Genomic DNA, 14,124 nt, shown 5'->3' with positions numbered 1-14,124 from the left:
AACAGGGATCATGAAAGGACCGGAGCTTGGCTGAATATGGGCAAGTGACCTGGGGGCAAGGGGCGCAGGGGCAGCGGACGCGGGGACAGGGCGTGCGAAGGCACGCCGCTGCGCGGCACCTGGCCATTCTAGCCCGGCCGCCCCGTTTGGTTGCACACGGGTGAAGCCCACTCAGGTGCCCGCCCGCAGCGCGCTGGTCGCCTTGCCGAGTGCGTCTTGCAGCTGATCGAGCTCGTAAGGCTTTTGCAGCGACTGGTAGGGGAAGTCGAGATGGCGCAGCAGCATGTCGCCATAGCCCGACGCGAAAATCACTTTCAGGTGCGGGTAGCGTTCCAGGGACTGGCGCGCCAGGTCGACGCCGGACATGCCGGGCAGGCTGACGTCGGTAAACAGCACGTGGTAGTGGCGCGCGGCCAGGTGGGCCAGCGCATCGTCCGGATGCGCTACGCCGTCGGCCTCGTAGCCGAAGGCCTTGAGCATTTCGCACACGAGATACTGGGAATCGAGGTTGTCTTCGACCACCAGGATGCTGAGGATACCCGGTTCCTCGACGGCCGCCGGCTGCTCCTGCGTCGCCGGCGCCAGGGCGCACAGGACGCCGCCTTCGCCGATGGGCGTGAAGTAGAGGTCGAAGCGCTCGCCGGCGGCGCCGAAATTGACATTCGCTCCGGCAACAAAGGCCGCCTCGCCGCGCCGGGCGCGGGCCAGGGCGTCGTCGGCCGCGGCGAAGGGCGGCGGCAGCACCGCCGGCACTGAACCGCCGGGCACCCGGCTGAAGGCGGGACCGGCCAGCGCGCCGTAGGCTTCGTTGCACAGCACCAGCGGCTGCGCGCCCCACGAGAGGAGCATCGGCAGCGGGGTGTTGAACATCAGGTCGGCGGCAAGGCGCAGCGGCTGCGGCCATAGGGCAGGGTCGCCGAGCGCACTGGCGCTCCAGTCGTAGGAGGAGGCGGTGCGGGCGGACTTACCGGAAGCGGACATGGAAACGGCCTGTTGTGTATTCAAAAACATGGCCGAATCGTACACTAATTGCCCGGCTCCTGTCGGCGCGTTAGAGCGCGGGCCCTGGTCACGCACGCCCCTGGCCCGGCGCAGCCCAGGCGATCGCGTCCTCGAGCCGGTCGTTTCCCCAAAACATCTCGTCGCCGACAAAGAAGGTCGGCGCGCCGAAGATGCCGCGCGCGCCGGCCAGCCCGGTATTCGCGCGCAGGCGCAGTTTGTTGTCTGGAGCGAGCGCGGCGGCGAGCACCGCCTCCGGGTCGGGAACCAGGCCCGCCAGGGCCTCGCGTACTGCGGGCGCGTCGTCGATCTCGCGGTCCTCGACCCAGTTCTGGTGCATCACGCGCCGGGTGAATTCGCCGATCCACGGCGCCTCCGCGCCGAGCGTGGCGACCCGCATCGGCAGCAGGGCCGTGCGTGGAAAGACGCTCGGGCGGCGCCATGCGATGCCATACTTGGCAGCTTCGCGTTCCATGTCGCGCCACATGTAGCGGCCTTTGGCGGCTTGCAGCACAAACGGCGAGGTGCTCCAGCCGAGTTCGCGAAAAACCGGGCCCAGCAGGAAAGGGCGCCAGAGGACACGGACGCCGGCGGCGCGCGCCAGCGCCTCGACGCGCATCGCGGCCAGGTAACTGTAGTTGCTGCCGAACTCGAACCAGAACTCGAGGTCCGCAGGAGCCCTTCCATGCTGTGTCATCGCTCGCTCTCCACTGCGCCGCTGGGGCGTCGATGTAATGATAGCAAGCTTGCCTGGACCGTAACAGTCAAAAAGAAAGCGGGCAAAAAAAAGCCCGCTCCAGGGGAGCGGGCTGAATCTATTTTCTTGGAAGAGAATAGAGGAGACAGGAAGAATTATGCTGCAATGCAATACCGATTGCCAATTTAGATTTCTGATGACAGTCATTGATGGGCCGTATGGCTGGTGCATCCGCGCACGGGACGTGCACCTGCTTGGTGCATCAGAGAAAATGTTTTACCATGGACACATGTCACGAAACAATTCACGGCTTTGCAGCATGGAAAGCCGTGCCGGGTGCGCGCGCGCTTCGCCATGGCGGAGATCGGCAGGGGTCCGGTGCGGCCGCGTCCCCATGCCCGCACTGTCGGAATTGTCCGTGCCGGGATATCATGAGCTCGACGCGCGTGATGGACGGCGCGTGGCGGGCCGCGAGGCCCATGGCGGCATCGGCGTTGGATTTCTGCGACGCGGGTGCCGGGTCTGGCGACCCGGGTGTGCGCCAGGCGTTCGGGCGCATCGACAATGAGCGCCACTTGCAAACTTAACCCCGGCCAATGATTCGACACCGCTTTTCCCGCACCCCGCAGCTGTCGTCCACCGTGCGCACGCGCCGGTTGGCGGTCGGCCGCCTGGCCGGCTGGTCGCTGGCCTGTGCCGCTGCGCTGCTGGTGGGCGTGGCCGTGCCGCCGTCCACGGCCTTCGCGCAGGGCGCGTCGAACCAGGCGCTCGAGCGCCGCGTCAAGGCTGCGTTTCTCTACAAGTTTCTCGGTTACGCCGACTTCCCGGCCGCCGCCTTTGCCGACGGCGCCGCACCGATCGTGATCGGCGTGATCGGTTCCGAGGACATGGCGGAGGAGCTGGCGCGGGTGGTGGCGGGGCGCCAGGTGCGCGGGCGGCCGATCGTGGTGCGCACGCTGCGCGAAGGCGATCCGGTCCAGGTCCATCTGCTGTTCGTCGCCGGCAGCGACAGCGCGCGTACGGCGCGCATCCTGCGTTCGGCGCCTACGGCCTTGCTGCCCGTCACCGAGTGCGAACTCGGCCTGCAGAACGGCAGCGTCATCAATTTCAGGATTATCGAGGAGCGGGTGCGGTTCGATGTCTCGCTCGACTCGGCAGAGAGGAATAACGTGAAACTCAGTTCGCGCCTGCTTACAGTCGCCAACCGCGTGGTAAAGGGAAACAGCTGATGCAGTCCCGCCAGCATTCCCAGGACAGCGGTTCCGTCCGCAGCAAACTGATCAAGATGGCCGTCTTCACCACGCTGGCAGCCTTGCTGTCGGCCTCGATCGCCATGCTGCTGCTCGACCTGCGCACCTTCCAGCGCTACTGGGTCGACGACCTGACCACGCAAGCAGACATCATGGCCAGCGTCACCGCGCCGGCCCTGGCCTTCAACGATGCCGTGACGGCCCGGCAGCAGCTGGCCGTGCTGCGCGCCCGTCCGCAGATCCTGGCCGGCGCCGTCTACGCGAACACCGGCGCCCGCTTCGCCACCTATGCCAAGGCCGGCACCGAGCAGAACCTGCCGCCGCGGCCGCAGCCGGCCGGCTACCGCATCGAGCGCGGCGAACTCGAGGTCTGGCACAACATCGTCGAGAACGGCGAAGCGGTCGGTACCGTCTTCCTGCGCTCGCGCTACGGCCTGGTCGACCGCCTGCTCAACTACGGCGCCATCCTCGGCGGCGTGATGCTGGGCGCGCTGGTGATCGCGGCCCTGGTCGCCTCGCGCCTGCAGGCGGCCATCACCCGCCCGCTGGAAGCGGTGACGAATGTCGCGCGCCAGGTGATGCAGCAGCGCGATTTCACGCTGCGGGTGCCGGGCAATAACAGCGGCGAGATCGGCGTGCTGGTCGAAGCCTTCAACGACATGCTGGCCGAGATCGGCCGCCGCGCCGAAGCGCTGCAGGCGGCCAACCGCACCCTCGAACACGAGATGGACGTGCGCCAGAAGGCCGAAGACGCCCTGATCGTGGCCGACCGCAGGAAAGACGAATTCCTCGCGACCCTCGCGCACGAACTGCGCAACCCGCTGGCCCCGATCCGCACCGGCCTCGATATCCTGCGCATCCGCAGCGGCGATGCCCAGGCCACCCAGCGCGCGACCGACATCATGGAACGCCAGCTGCGCCAGATGGTGCGCCTGGTGGACGATTTGCTGGACGTCTCGCGCATCAATACCGGCAAGTTCGCGATCAAGATGGGCCGCGTCGAACTGAAGGCGGTGGTGAACGACGCGCTCGAGGTGGTGCGTTCCTACATCGAGCTGCACGGGCACGAGCTGGCGATCGACCTGCCGGACCGGCCGGTATTCCTGCACGGCGACGCCACGCGCCTGGCGCAGATCCTGTCGAACCTGCTCAACAACGCCGCCAAGTACACCAACCGCGGCGGACGCGTCACCCTGTCCGCGCACGTGGAAGAGAAGACCCTGGTGCTGGAGGTGAGCGATACCGGCATCGGGCTGGCCCCAGGCATGCTCGATTCGGTCTTCGAAATGTTCGTGCAGGTCGATTCGACCCTGGAGCGCACGAATGCGGGCCTGGGCGTGGGCCTGTCGCTGGCGCGCAAGCTGGTCGAACTGCACGGCGGCACGATCGCCGCCGCGAGCGAAGGCCTGGGCCGTGGCAGCCGGTTTACCGTGCGCCTGCCGATCGTGGTCGAGCCGGAACTGCCGACCAAGCCGACCCCGGCCGCCTTCATCAGCACCGAGACCTACCGCATCCTGCTGGCCGACGACAACGTCGATTTCGTGAACAGCATCGGCGCCTTGCTCACCGCCATGGGCCACAGCGTGGTGATCACCCACAACGGCCCGGACGCGCTGGCGGCGGCGGCGCGCTTCTGTCCGGATTACGCTTTCCTCGACATCGGCCTGCCGCAGATGTCGGGCTACGACCTGGCGCGCGGCATCCGCAAGCTTTCCTGCGGCCCGATGACGGTGCTGATCGCCGTCACCGGCTGGGGCCAGGAAAAGGACCGCCAGCTCGCCTTCGAGGCCGGATTCGACCACCACATGGTCAAGCCGGTGCGCTTCGAACAGATCGAGGAAATCCTGGGCAACCGCAGCATCATCAAGAAGCTGCGGACCTGATCGGCTGCGGCGGGGCGAACGATAAACGTGAAGCAGTCGGCGCAGGTATTTCCGTTGTTGCCGGCGTCAAAGCTGTTGCCGACAAAGCAGAATGGTCGACCAGGTCTTCTGAGGGTGGGAGTGGTGTCGGAAAAAACGAAGCGGAAAAGAAAAATGGCTCAGAATCTCTTCTGAGCCATTTTCTTGAAACTGTGGTGCGGCTGGCAGGAATCGAACCCACGACCCCTTGGTTCGTAGCCAAGTACTCTATCCAGCTGAGCTACAGCCGCCCGAAGCACGCATTATAGCGGGGCCTTGGCAAAATGGGAAGGGCCGGTTGCGGCGGCTTCCTGGCAGTCGAGGACGGCCAAAACGAAAAAGGCCAGATCTCGCGATCTGGCCTTCGTATTCGTGGTGCGGCTGGCAGGAATCGAACCCACGACCCCTTGGTTCGTAGCCAAGTACTCTATCCAGCTGAGCTACAGCCGCCCGAAGCACGCATTATAGCGGGGACTTGGCAAAATGGGAAGAGCGTGGCGGCGGCGATACCCGGGCACATGGTTCTTGTTCAAGTCGGCGCCGTCCACGCGTTCAACGCACGCCCGGGGAGGCGCAACCAGGAAGCGCGGCCCAAACGAAAAAGGCCAGATCTCGCGATCTGGCCTTCGTATTCGTGGTGCGGCTGGCAGGAATCGAACCCACGACCCCTTGGTTCGTAGCCAAGTACTCTATCCAGCTGAGCTACAGCCGCCCGAAGCACGCATTATAGCGGGGCCTCGGCAAAATGGGAAGGGCTGCTTGCGAGAAGGAAAGGAGGGCGGCCGGTCGATCGGCCGCCCAAACGAAAAAGGCCAGATCTCGCGATCTGGCCTTCATATTCGTGGTGCGGCTGGCAGGAATCGAACCCACGACCCCTTGGTTCGTAGCCAAGTACTCTATCCAGCTGAGCTACAGCCGCCCGTGAGACGCATTATAGCAGCGGCGTCGGCATTGCGGAAGTCTTAATTTATTACAACTCCATGGGTTCCTCTGGTAGATTGGAGGCTCTGTATCCGATTCCAAGACACTATGCTGGGCAACACCTTGCGCCGAGGGCGAACCGCGGCGCGCACCTTGCTGGCGGCGCTGCTCGGCATGCTGGCGCTGGGAGGCATCGCCACCGCGGCCGCGCCACGTAACCTGCGTTTCGAGCATGTGTCGATCGAACACGGCCTGTCGCAGGGATCGGTGCTCAACATCCTGCAGGACCGCCAGGGTTTCATGTGGTTCGGCACCCAGGCCGGCCTGAACCGCTACGACGGCTACAAGATGACCGTCTACCGCACCGATCCGCAAGACCCCGGTTCGCTCCCCGACAGCTTCATCAACGCCTCCTTCGAAGACGCCGAGGGACGCCTGTGGTTCGGCACCAAAGGCGGGCTGGCGCGTTTCGACGAGGCCGCGGGCAGGTTCGTGCGCTACCCGCTGGCCGAGCCTGGCCAGTCGCAGGACGCCAACCGCAGCGTCAACGCGATCGTCGCCGACCGCCAGGGCATCCTGTGGCTGGGCACCAGCGACGGCCTGAAACGCTTCGATCCGGGCAGCGGCGCCTTTACCACGATCCGCCATCCGGGCGACGACGGCGCGCCCGGCGGCGACACCGTCACTGCACTGGCCTTCGACGGGCACGGCGTGCTGTGGGCCGGCACCGCGCGCGGCGTCGGCCGGCTGGCGCCGGGTGCGTCGCACCTGGAACACTTCGCGCCGCTCGACGACGATCCGCACCGCGCGCGCATCAATTCGCTCTCGATGGGCCCGCGCGACACCCTCTGGGTCGGCACCGACGCCGGCCTCGAGTCCTGGATTCTCGCCGACGGCACGCCGCGCCGGCGCGCGCTCGGCGCTGCCGACGGCATCGGCAGCGTGCGCGTGATGGCGCTGTACCACGACGCCGGCGGCACGCTCTGGGTCGGCACCGATTCCGAGGGCGTGAAATGGCGCGACCCGGCCAGCGGACGGTTTGTCTCATATGGCAACCGGCCGCTCGACCCGCACAGCCTGTCCGACAACCAGGTCGGCTCGATCCGTATCGACCGCAGCGGCACGCTCTGGGTCGGCACCCGTTTCCGCGGCCTCTCGCGTACCGACCTCGCCAGCGGCGGTTTCTCGAACTTCAGCTTCCGTCCCGAGAACGGCTATCGGGTCGGCTACGAAAAGGCGCGCGACGTCGCCGTGCGTCCGGACGGCAAGCTCTGGGTCGGCACCAGCGGCGGCGGCCTGGTGCTGCTCAATCCCGAGACCGGCCACACCGAACAGCTGCGCCACCAGGACGGCCGCGACGACACCCTGCCGAACGACGTGGTGCACAGCCTTTCCATCGAAAGCGGGCGGCTGTGGGTCGGCAGCGCCGGCGCGCTGGCCTGGAGCGACGTGCGCGGCGGCCGCTTCCACCGGGTCGAGCTGCCGGGCCTGGGCACGGCCCCGGTGCAGGAAGTGCAGCGCACCCGCGACGGCGCGCTGTGGGCGGTCACGCGCGCCGGCCTGTACCAGCTGAACGAGGACCTGAGCGTGCGCCAGGTCTGGCGCCACGAGCCGCGCCGGCCCGAGGGGATCGGCGACAATTCCCTGTTCCAGATGGTCGAGGACGCGCAGGGCATCCTCTGGATCGGGACCGACAATGGACTCGACCGCTTCGACCGCAAGAGCGGCCTGTTCACCCACTACCGCCACGACCCGCTCGACCCGTCCAGCCTGCGCCACAACCGCATCTATGGCCTGGCCCTGAGCCGCAGCGGCACGCTGTGGGTCGGCACCGCCGGCGGCCTGCACTGCATGGAGAGAGGCAAGGACGGCAAGCCCGCCTTCCGCCTGGTGAAGCTGATCGATGCGCCCGGACCGCTGCCGATCGGCGCCGTGCTGGAAGACGCGCGCGGCCGGCTGTGGGCCAGCATGACCGACGGCATCAGCCGCTACGACCCGGCAACCGGCCAGTACAAGCACTACACGGCCAAGGACGGCCTGATCGACGGCACCTTCTTCGTCGGGTCGAGCGCGCGCGGGCCGGACGGGCAAATGCATTTCGGCGGCGTGAACGGCCTCAGTTCCTTCATGCCCGATGCGCTGCGCGACAATCCGTATGCGCCGCTGGTCCGCATCACCGACTTCCTCGTCTTTAACAAGCCGCAGCGCCTGCCCGCGCCGATCGAGCTCACCCGCGAGATCACCCTGTCGCACCGCGAATCGGTGTTTTCGCTCGAATTCGCCGGCCTGCACTACGCGGCCCCCGCCAGCAACCGCTATTCCTACCGGCTCGAAGGCTTCGACCAGGGCTGGGTCGATACCGACGCCGGCAAGCGCTTCGCCACTTATACCAACCTCGATCCGGGCAGCTATGTATTCCGGGTGCGCGCCAGTAACAAGGACGGCGTCTGGAGCGAGGCGCCGGCGGCGCTGACGATCACGATCACCCCGCCCTGGTGGAAGAGCTGGTGGTTCCGCCTGCTGGCGCTGGCCGCGGTCGTCGTCGTCGTGGTGGCCGGCTACCGCCTGCGCATCCGCGCGCTGCTCCAGCAGAAGGACATGCTGGCGCGCGAAGTCAACGCGCGCACCGCCGAACTGGTGCTGCAGAAGGATGCGGCCGAACGGCGCAAGCGCGAGGCCGAGGAGCAGGGCGAGGCGGCCGACGGCGCGCGCCGCAACATCGCGCTGCTGTCGGACATCGGGCGCCGCCTGACCGCCAACCTCGACACCGAGGCGATCATGAACACCCTGTACGAACACGTGCAGGTGCTGATGGACGCGCCCGTGTTCGCGGTGGCGGTGGCGCGCGGCGACGGCGCGCAGCCCGATTTCCCGTATGCCGTCATCGACGGCCGGCGCTGCGCCGCGCCGGCGCGCGAACGATCCGAGGGGCGCAATGGGGGCGACAGGGGCGACCCGCGCCAGCTGGCCGCCTGGTGCATCGAACATGGACGCGAAGTCTTCATCAACGAGCTGGCGGCCGACGTGGCGCGCTACCTGCCGGGCCTCGACCCCGATGACGTCGCGGCCGCGGCGCTGCCCTTCGCGCCGGAGGCGGCCCCGGCCTACGGGCCGCCGCGCTCCTTGCTCTACGTGCCGGTCGTGGTCGGCCAGCGCGTGCTGGGTGCCCTGAGCGTACAGAGCTTTGCGCCGCATGCCTACCAGCGCGTGCACCTCGACATGCTGCGCACCCTGGCCGCGTATGTCGGCGTCGCGCTCGACAATGCGCAGGCCTACCGCCGGCTCAAGGACGTGCAGGGCCAGCTCGCGGCCCAGGAAAAGCTGGCCTCGCTCGGCTCGCTGGTGGCGGGCGTCGCCCACGAACTGAATACCCCGATCGGCAACAGCCTGCTGATGGCCAGCACCCTGCACGACAAGACCGTGGACCTGGCGACCGCGCTCGACACGGCGGCGCTGCGGCGCTCCGAGCTCGCCGGCTACATCGGTTCGGCGAAGGAGGCGTCGGAACTGATCATGCGCAGCCTGCACCAGGCGGCCGACCTCGTGAACAGCTTCCGCCAGGTCTCGGTCGACCAGGCCAGCGCCCAGCGCCGCCGCTTCGACCTGGCGCGCGCCTGCCAGGAAATCGTCGCCACCCTGATGAACAAGGTGCGCCTGGCCGGCCATGTGCTGGAACTGGACGTGCCGGCGGGGATCGTGATGGACAGTTACCCGGGCCCGCTCGGCCAGGTACTGATCAACTTCGTCAACAACGCGCTGCTGCATGCCTTCGACGGTCCCGGCGGCAGCATGCGCCTGTCGGCCACGCTGCTGGACGGCGACTGGGTCCGCATCGCCTTCCGCGACGACGGACGCGGCATCGCGCCCGAGCACCTGCCGCGCGTGTTCGATCCCTTCTTCACCACGCGCATGGGGCAGGGCGGCACCGGCCTTGGCCTGAACATCGCGCACACCATCGCCACCTCGCTCCTGGGCGGCGCGATCAGCGTCGAGAGCACGGCGGGAGAGGGCACGATCTTCATCCTCGAGCTGCCCTTGAGGGCGGCGGAGGCGCGCCATCCGGCACACACCGAGGAGAGGAGCATGCACGCGTGAGCATCATCACGACGATCGAGGACCTGCGGGTCCTGGCCAGGCGCCGCGTACCGCGCATGTTCTACGACTATGCCGACGCCGGTTCCTGGACCGAATCGACCTACCGCGCCAACGAGGCCGATTTCGCGAAGATCAAGTTTCGCCAGCGGGTGGCGGTGAACCTGGCCGACCGCAGCCTGAAAAGCACCATGGTCGGCCAGGACGTGGCGATGCCGGTGGCGCTGGCGCCGACCGGCCTGACCGGCATGCAGCATGCGGACGGCGAGATCCTGGCCGCGCGCGCGGCCGAGAAGATCGGCGTGCCCTTCACCCTGTCGACGATGAGCATCTGCTCGATCGAGGACGTGGCGGCGCGTACCACGAGGCCGTTCTGGTTCCAGCTGTACGTGATGCGGGACCGCGATTTCATCAACCGCCTGATCGACCGCGCGAAGGCGGCGCGGTGTTCGGCGCTGGTGCTGACCCTGGACCTGCAGGTGCTGGGCCAGCGCCACAAGGACATCCGCAACGGCATGACCGCGCCGCCGAGGCTGACCATCCCGAACATGATGAACCTGGCGACCAGGCCGCGCTGGTGCTGGAACATGCTGCGCACGCCGCGCCGCCGGTTCGGCAACATCGTCGGCCATGCCTCCAGCGTGTCGGACATGCGTTCGCTCTCGTCCTGGACCGCGCAGCAGTTCGATCCGGCCCTGTCCTGGGACGACGTGGCCTGGATCAAGGACCGCTGGGGCGGCAAGCTGATCATCAAGGGCATCATGGACCCGGAGGACGCACGCATGGCCGTGCGCACCGGCGCCGACGCGCTGATCGTCTCGAACCACGGCGGACGCCAGCTCGACGGCGCCCAGTCGAGCATCGGCGCGCTGCCGGCCATCGTCGACGAGGTCGGCAGTCAAATCGAAGTGCACATGGACGGCGGCATCCGCTCCGGCCAGGACGTGATCCGCGCGCTGGCGCTGGGCGCGCAGGGCGTCTACATCGGCCGGCCCTTCCTGTACGGCCTGGGCGCGATGGGCGAGGCGGGCGTGGCGCGCTGCCTGGAGATCATCCGCAACGAGCTCGACCTGACGATGGCCTTCTGCGGCCTGCGCGACGTGCGCGACGTCGACCGCAACATCCTGCTGCCCGGCACCTGGTGAGCGGACGGAAGGCATTTCCCGTACGGAACGATGTGTTGAATCAAGCCTGTGATAGCATCGCCGGGTTCCTTGCCTCTTCGGCATCTTTGCATTGATCGACATGGCCACATCGTTTTCCTTCGCAGCGCCGGCACAGGACGCGCGTCTTCATGGCTGAGTTCGCGCCCGCGCAGGGCGCTTTCAGCTGGGGACGCGCGTTTTCCATCGACCGGCTCACTTCGCGCCTGAACACCGCCTTCATGGTGTCGCTGGTGGTGCACGTGCTGCTGCTCAGCATTGCCGTGGGCGGCGAGACCCTTGGCCTGCCCGGTTTTCACTTTCCCTGGGAAGAACGGCGGCTGGCGCCGAGCGCGCTCCGGGTTCAGCTCGCGCCGGCCGCGGCGCCTGCGCCGGCGCCCGCCCCGCCTGTCGAAAGCGCACCTGCGGCGCGGCCTGCGCCGCAGAAGCGGCCGCCCGCAGCCAGGGCGCCGGCAGCGTCGCCGGCCGCCCCGGCTCCGACCACTGCGCGCAGCGAAGCCGCCGCAGCGCCGGCGCCCCTGCCTGAACCTGCTGCCCCAGCTCCCGCGCCCGCACCACCGCCCGCGCCCGCACCACCTCCCGCGCCGGCGCCCGTCATCGCCGCCGCACCTGCGGCGCCGGTCATGAGGGCCCAGGTGCGGTCCGAAGAAAACCCGGCCCCGGATATCGATGCCGAGGCGCAGAAGCGGGTCGCAGCGGCCGCCCGCGAACAGGAAGAGGCGAGCGCCCGACACCTGCGCCAGTTGGCGCTCGAGGCCGACGCGCAGCGCGAAGCCGCGCGCCTGACGGCCGAACGCGAGGAGCTGGCCCGGCAGGAGAGCGAGCGCCGGGAACAGGCGCGCCAGGAGCAGATGCGGCTGGCGGAAGCGGAGGCGACCCGTGCACAGGCCGAGCGTCAGGAGCTGGCCCGCCAGGAAACGCAGCGCCAGGAAGCGGCAAGGCAGGAACAGGCAAAACAGGAACAGGCAAGGCAGGCCCAGCTCGACGCGGCGCGATCGGCCGCCGAGCGCCAGGAATTCGCGCGCCAGGAGGCGCAGCGCCAGGAACTGATGCGCCAGGAGCAGCAACGCCTGGATGCCGCACGCCGGGAAACGGAACGCCAGGAACAGGCGCGGCAGGCGCAGTTCGAGGCGGCACGCCTGGCCGAACGCCAGGAGCTCGCACGCCAGGAAACCTTGCGCCAGGAGCAGGCAAGGCTGGCCGACGCGGCACGCCAGGAGGCCGCGCGCCAGGAACGCGAACGCGCCGAGGCAGCCCGCGAGGAAACCGCGCGCAACGAAGCGGCACGGCAGGAGCAGGCAAGGCAGGCGCAATTGGAAGCGGCACGGCAGGAGGCGGCCCGCCAGGAAGCTGCCCGCCAGGAGCAGGCCCGCCAGGAACAGGCAAGGCAGGCCCAGCTCGATGCAGCACGCCAGGAATCAGCGCGCCAGGAAGCCGCCCGCCAGGAAGCTGCCCGCCAGGAGCTGGCCCGCCAGGAAGCAGGCCGGCAGGCGCAGCTCGAATCGGCCCGCCAGGCGCAGGAAAAACAGGCCCAGGCCCAGCGCGAGAAGGCCGAACAGGAGGCCCAGCGCGAAGAGCGCCTGCGCGCGATCGGCAAGCAGCTCGACGCGGAAAAGGCCGCGCGCGACGCTGCCGCAGCTCTCCCGCCCACGGTCAGCAGCCTGCGCCGCGGCTGGCTGTTCGGCCGCGCCGATGCCAACGCCGACCTGGTCGCCTACGCGCAGGCCATGAGCCGCAAGATCGAAATGAACATGACCTTCGATACCGTGCGCGAGCTGGTGAAGCAGGCCCGCGTCCAGCCGGTGGTGACGGTGGCGGTGCGGGCGGACGGATCGGTCGAGAAGCTGACCTTCGAGGTGTCCAGCGGCGTCCCGGCGCTCGACGAGGCGATCCGCAACGTGGTGGCCAGCCAGGCGCCGTACGGACGCTTCCCGCCGGTCCTGGCGCGCCAGTATGACGTGGTCGAGATTCGCCGGACCTGGATCTTCGACGTCGCGATCCGGTTGGAATAATGCTGGCTTAACCCACCAGATTCGTCGGCCGGCCCGCTTCCCAGGCCTCGATATTGTCCACCAGCATGTCCGCCAGCGTCTGCATCGCCCCGCTGCTGGCCCAGGCCACGTGCGGGGTGAGGATGAAGTTCGGCAGGCGCAGGCCCAGCAGCGGATTGTCCTGCGAGGGCGGTTCCTTGCTCAGCACGTCGAAACCGGCGCCGCCGATCGTGCGCCGCATCAGCGCCTCGGCCAGCGCGTCCTCGTCGACCAGGCCGCCGCGCGCGGTATTGATCAGCAGCGCGCTCGGCTTCATCAGGCCCAGCTCGCGCGCGCCGATCAGGTTTCGCGTCGAATCGACGAGGGGCAGGTGCAGGCTGACGACGTCGGAGGTGGCCAGCAGTTCGTCCAGCTCCAGCTGTTCCACGCCCGGCTCCTCGACCGGCGAGCGCGAGGTGGTGGCGATGCGCATCCCGAAGGCCTGGCCGATCTGCGCCACGCGCCGTCCGAGGGCGCCGTAGCCGACGATGCCGAGCCGGCTGCCGGCCAGGTCGCCGATCGGATGGTCGAGCAGGCAGAAGCGGCTCGAATGCTCCCAGCGGCCGGCTTCCACGTCCGCGACATAGGCGCGCAGGTTGCGGCGCAGGGCCAGCATCAGCGTGAAACAGTGCTCGGGCACCGAGACGACCGAATAATTGCGGATGTTGGCGACCGCGATGCCGCGCGCGCGGCAGGCGGCAAGGTCGACGTTGTCGGTGCCGGTGGCGGCGACCGCCACCATGCGCAGTTCCGGCAACTGCTCGATCACGTCCTGGCGCAGCGGCACCTTGTTGGTCACGGCGATGGTGGCGCCGCGCAGGCGTTCGAGGACCTGGTCGGGGGCGGTGGCCGGATAGTCCAGCCAGTCGTGGTCAAAGGCGGGACGGCGTACCTCGGCAAGCAGGCTGTCGCGGTCGAGGAAGACGATCTTGTGCATGGCGCGCTCCAGGGGGGAGGGGAGCGCATATTGTAGAGCATGCGCCCGATGGGACGGGAAATCGGCTCGATCGAGCCCGGATGGCGGGGATGCCAGCTTACCCGCTGCGGGTAAAACGCGCATTGCTTTCGGGC

The 14,124-nt window shown here is 68.3% G+C and carries 9 protein-coding genes and 4 tRNA genes; 6 read left to right on the top strand and 7 right to left on the bottom strand.

The genetic code is table 11. From position 1 onward, the window contains the following. Positions 1 to 171: 171 nt before the first annotated feature. Positions 172 to 981: a response regulator gene (locus LPB04_RS20195; protein ID WP_193686251.1), complete on the bottom strand. Its 810-nt coding sequence runs from the start codon at positions 979 to 981 to the stop codon at positions 172 to 174. Between the two features lie 88 nt (positions 982 to 1,069). Beyond that, positions 1,070 to 1,696, bottom strand: coding sequence for a 2-hydroxychromene-2-carboxylate isomerase (locus LPB04_RS20190; protein WP_193686250.1), 627 nt, complete (start codon positions 1,694 to 1,696; stop codon positions 1,070 to 1,072). Positions 1,697 to 2,127: 431 nt separating this feature from the next. Between LPB04_RS20190 and LPB04_RS20185 the strand changes: the two genes are divergently transcribed. Genes LPB04_RS20185 through LPB04_RS20175 form a run of 3 tightly spaced genes read left to right on the top strand, consistent with a single transcriptional unit; the run spans position 2,128 to position 4,829 of the window. Continuing rightward, positions 2,128 to 2,283 carry a hypothetical protein gene (locus LPB04_RS20185; RefSeq protein WP_193686249.1) on the top strand — a complete coding sequence of 52 codons (156 nt, stop codon included), beginning with the start codon at positions 2,128 to 2,130 and terminating at the stop codon, positions 2,281 to 2,283. Positions 2,284 to 2,292: 9 nt separating this feature from the next. After that, complete coding sequence (locus LPB04_RS20180; RefSeq protein ID WP_193686248.1) at positions 2,293 to 2,925, top strand: YfiR family protein; 633 nt, start codon at positions 2,293 to 2,295, stop codon at positions 2,923 to 2,925. After that, on the top strand, positions 2,925 to 4,829 hold the full coding sequence (locus LPB04_RS20175) for a hybrid sensor histidine kinase/response regulator (protein ID WP_193686247.1): 1,905 nt from the start codon (positions 2,925 to 2,927) through the stop codon (positions 4,827 to 4,829). Before LPB04_RS20180 ends, LPB04_RS20175 begins: the two co-directional genes overlap by 1 nt. A gap of 192 nt (positions 4,830 to 5,021) precedes the next feature. Here the strand turns inward: LPB04_RS20175 and LPB04_RS20170 are convergent. The 4 genes from LPB04_RS20170 to LPB04_RS20155 form a co-directional block, all read right to left on the bottom strand. After that, positions 5,022 to 5,098 (bottom strand) — tRNA-Arg (locus LPB04_RS20170). A gap of 122 nt (positions 5,099 to 5,220) precedes the next feature. After that, positions 5,221 to 5,297 (bottom strand) — tRNA-Arg (locus tag LPB04_RS20165). A gap of 185 nt (positions 5,298 to 5,482) precedes the next feature. After that, positions 5,483 to 5,559: transfer RNA gene (locus tag LPB04_RS20160), tRNA-Arg, on the bottom strand. A 130-nt stretch (positions 5,560 to 5,689) separates the two neighbouring features. Continuing rightward, positions 5,690 to 5,766: transfer RNA gene (locus LPB04_RS20155), tRNA-Arg, on the bottom strand. 110 nt (positions 5,767 to 5,876) lie between these two features. Here LPB04_RS20155 and LPB04_RS20150 point away from each other — a divergent pair. The 3 genes from LPB04_RS20150 (at position 5,877) to LPB04_RS20140 (ending at position 13,035) form a co-directional block, all read left to right on the top strand. Then, complete coding sequence (locus tag LPB04_RS20150; protein WP_227496502.1) at positions 5,877 to 9,863, top strand: sensor histidine kinase; 3,987 nt, start codon at positions 5,877 to 5,879, stop codon at positions 9,861 to 9,863. Then, entirely contained in the window at positions 9,860 to 11,005 is a 1,146-nt protein-coding gene (locus LPB04_RS20145; RefSeq protein ID WP_193686246.1) for an alpha-hydroxy acid oxidase, read from the top strand. The genes LPB04_RS20150 and LPB04_RS20145 overlap by 4 nt, the downstream gene beginning before the upstream one ends. A gap of 149 nt (positions 11,006 to 11,154) precedes the next feature. Continuing rightward, positions 11,155 to 13,035, top strand: a complete 1,881-nt coding sequence (locus LPB04_RS20140; protein ID WP_193686245.1) for a TonB C-terminal domain-containing protein — start codon at positions 11,155 to 11,157, stop codon at positions 13,033 to 13,035. Positions 13,036 to 13,042: 7 nt separating this feature from the next. Here the strand turns inward: LPB04_RS20140 and LPB04_RS20135 are convergent, their stop codons facing one another. Next, positions 13,043 to 13,990, bottom strand: coding sequence for a D-2-hydroxyacid dehydrogenase (locus tag LPB04_RS20135; protein WP_193686244.1), 948 nt, complete (start codon positions 13,988 to 13,990; stop codon positions 13,043 to 13,045). Positions 13,991 to 14,124: the final 134 nt, after the last annotated feature.

Source organism: Massilia litorea (assembly GCF_015101885.1).
GTDB classification, from domain to species: Bacteria; Pseudomonadota; Gammaproteobacteria; order Burkholderiales; family Burkholderiaceae_D; genus Telluria; species Telluria litorea.
Note: the sequence above shows the minus strand (reverse complement) of the source record. Positions and strands in the feature narration are given on the sequence as shown.

What these genes read in the sequence shown, in the direction of transcription:
- LPB04_RS20195 (WP_193686251.1), bottom strand. Translation starts at nt 981, where the DNA reads ATGTCCGCTTCCGGTAAGTCCGCCCGCACCGCCTCCTCCTACGACTGG.
- LPB04_RS20190 (WP_193686250.1), bottom strand. Translation starts at nt 1,696, where the DNA reads ATGACACAGCATGGAAGGGCTCCTGCGGACCTCGAGTTCTGGTTCGAG.
- LPB04_RS20185 (WP_193686249.1), top strand. Translation starts at nt 2,128, where the DNA reads ATGAGCTCGACGCGCGTGATGGACGGCGCGTGGCGGGCCGCGAGGCCC.
- LPB04_RS20180 (WP_193686248.1), top strand. Translation starts at nt 2,293, where the DNA reads ATGATTCGACACCGCTTTTCCCGCACCCCGCAGCTGTCGTCCACCGTG.
- LPB04_RS20175 (WP_193686247.1), top strand. Translation starts at nt 2,925, where the DNA reads ATGCAGTCCCGCCAGCATTCCCAGGACAGCGGTTCCGTCCGCAGCAAA.
- LPB04_RS20150 (WP_227496502.1), top strand. Translation starts at nt 5,877, where the DNA reads ATGCTGGGCAACACCTTGCGCCGAGGGCGAACCGCGGCGCGCACCTTG.
- LPB04_RS20140 (WP_193686245.1), top strand. Translation starts at nt 11,155, where the DNA reads ATGGCTGAGTTCGCGCCCGCGCAGGGCGCTTTCAGCTGGGGACGCGCG.
- LPB04_RS20135 (WP_193686244.1), bottom strand. Translation starts at nt 13,990, where the DNA reads ATGCACAAGATCGTCTTCCTCGACCGCGACAGCCTGCTTGCCGAGGTA.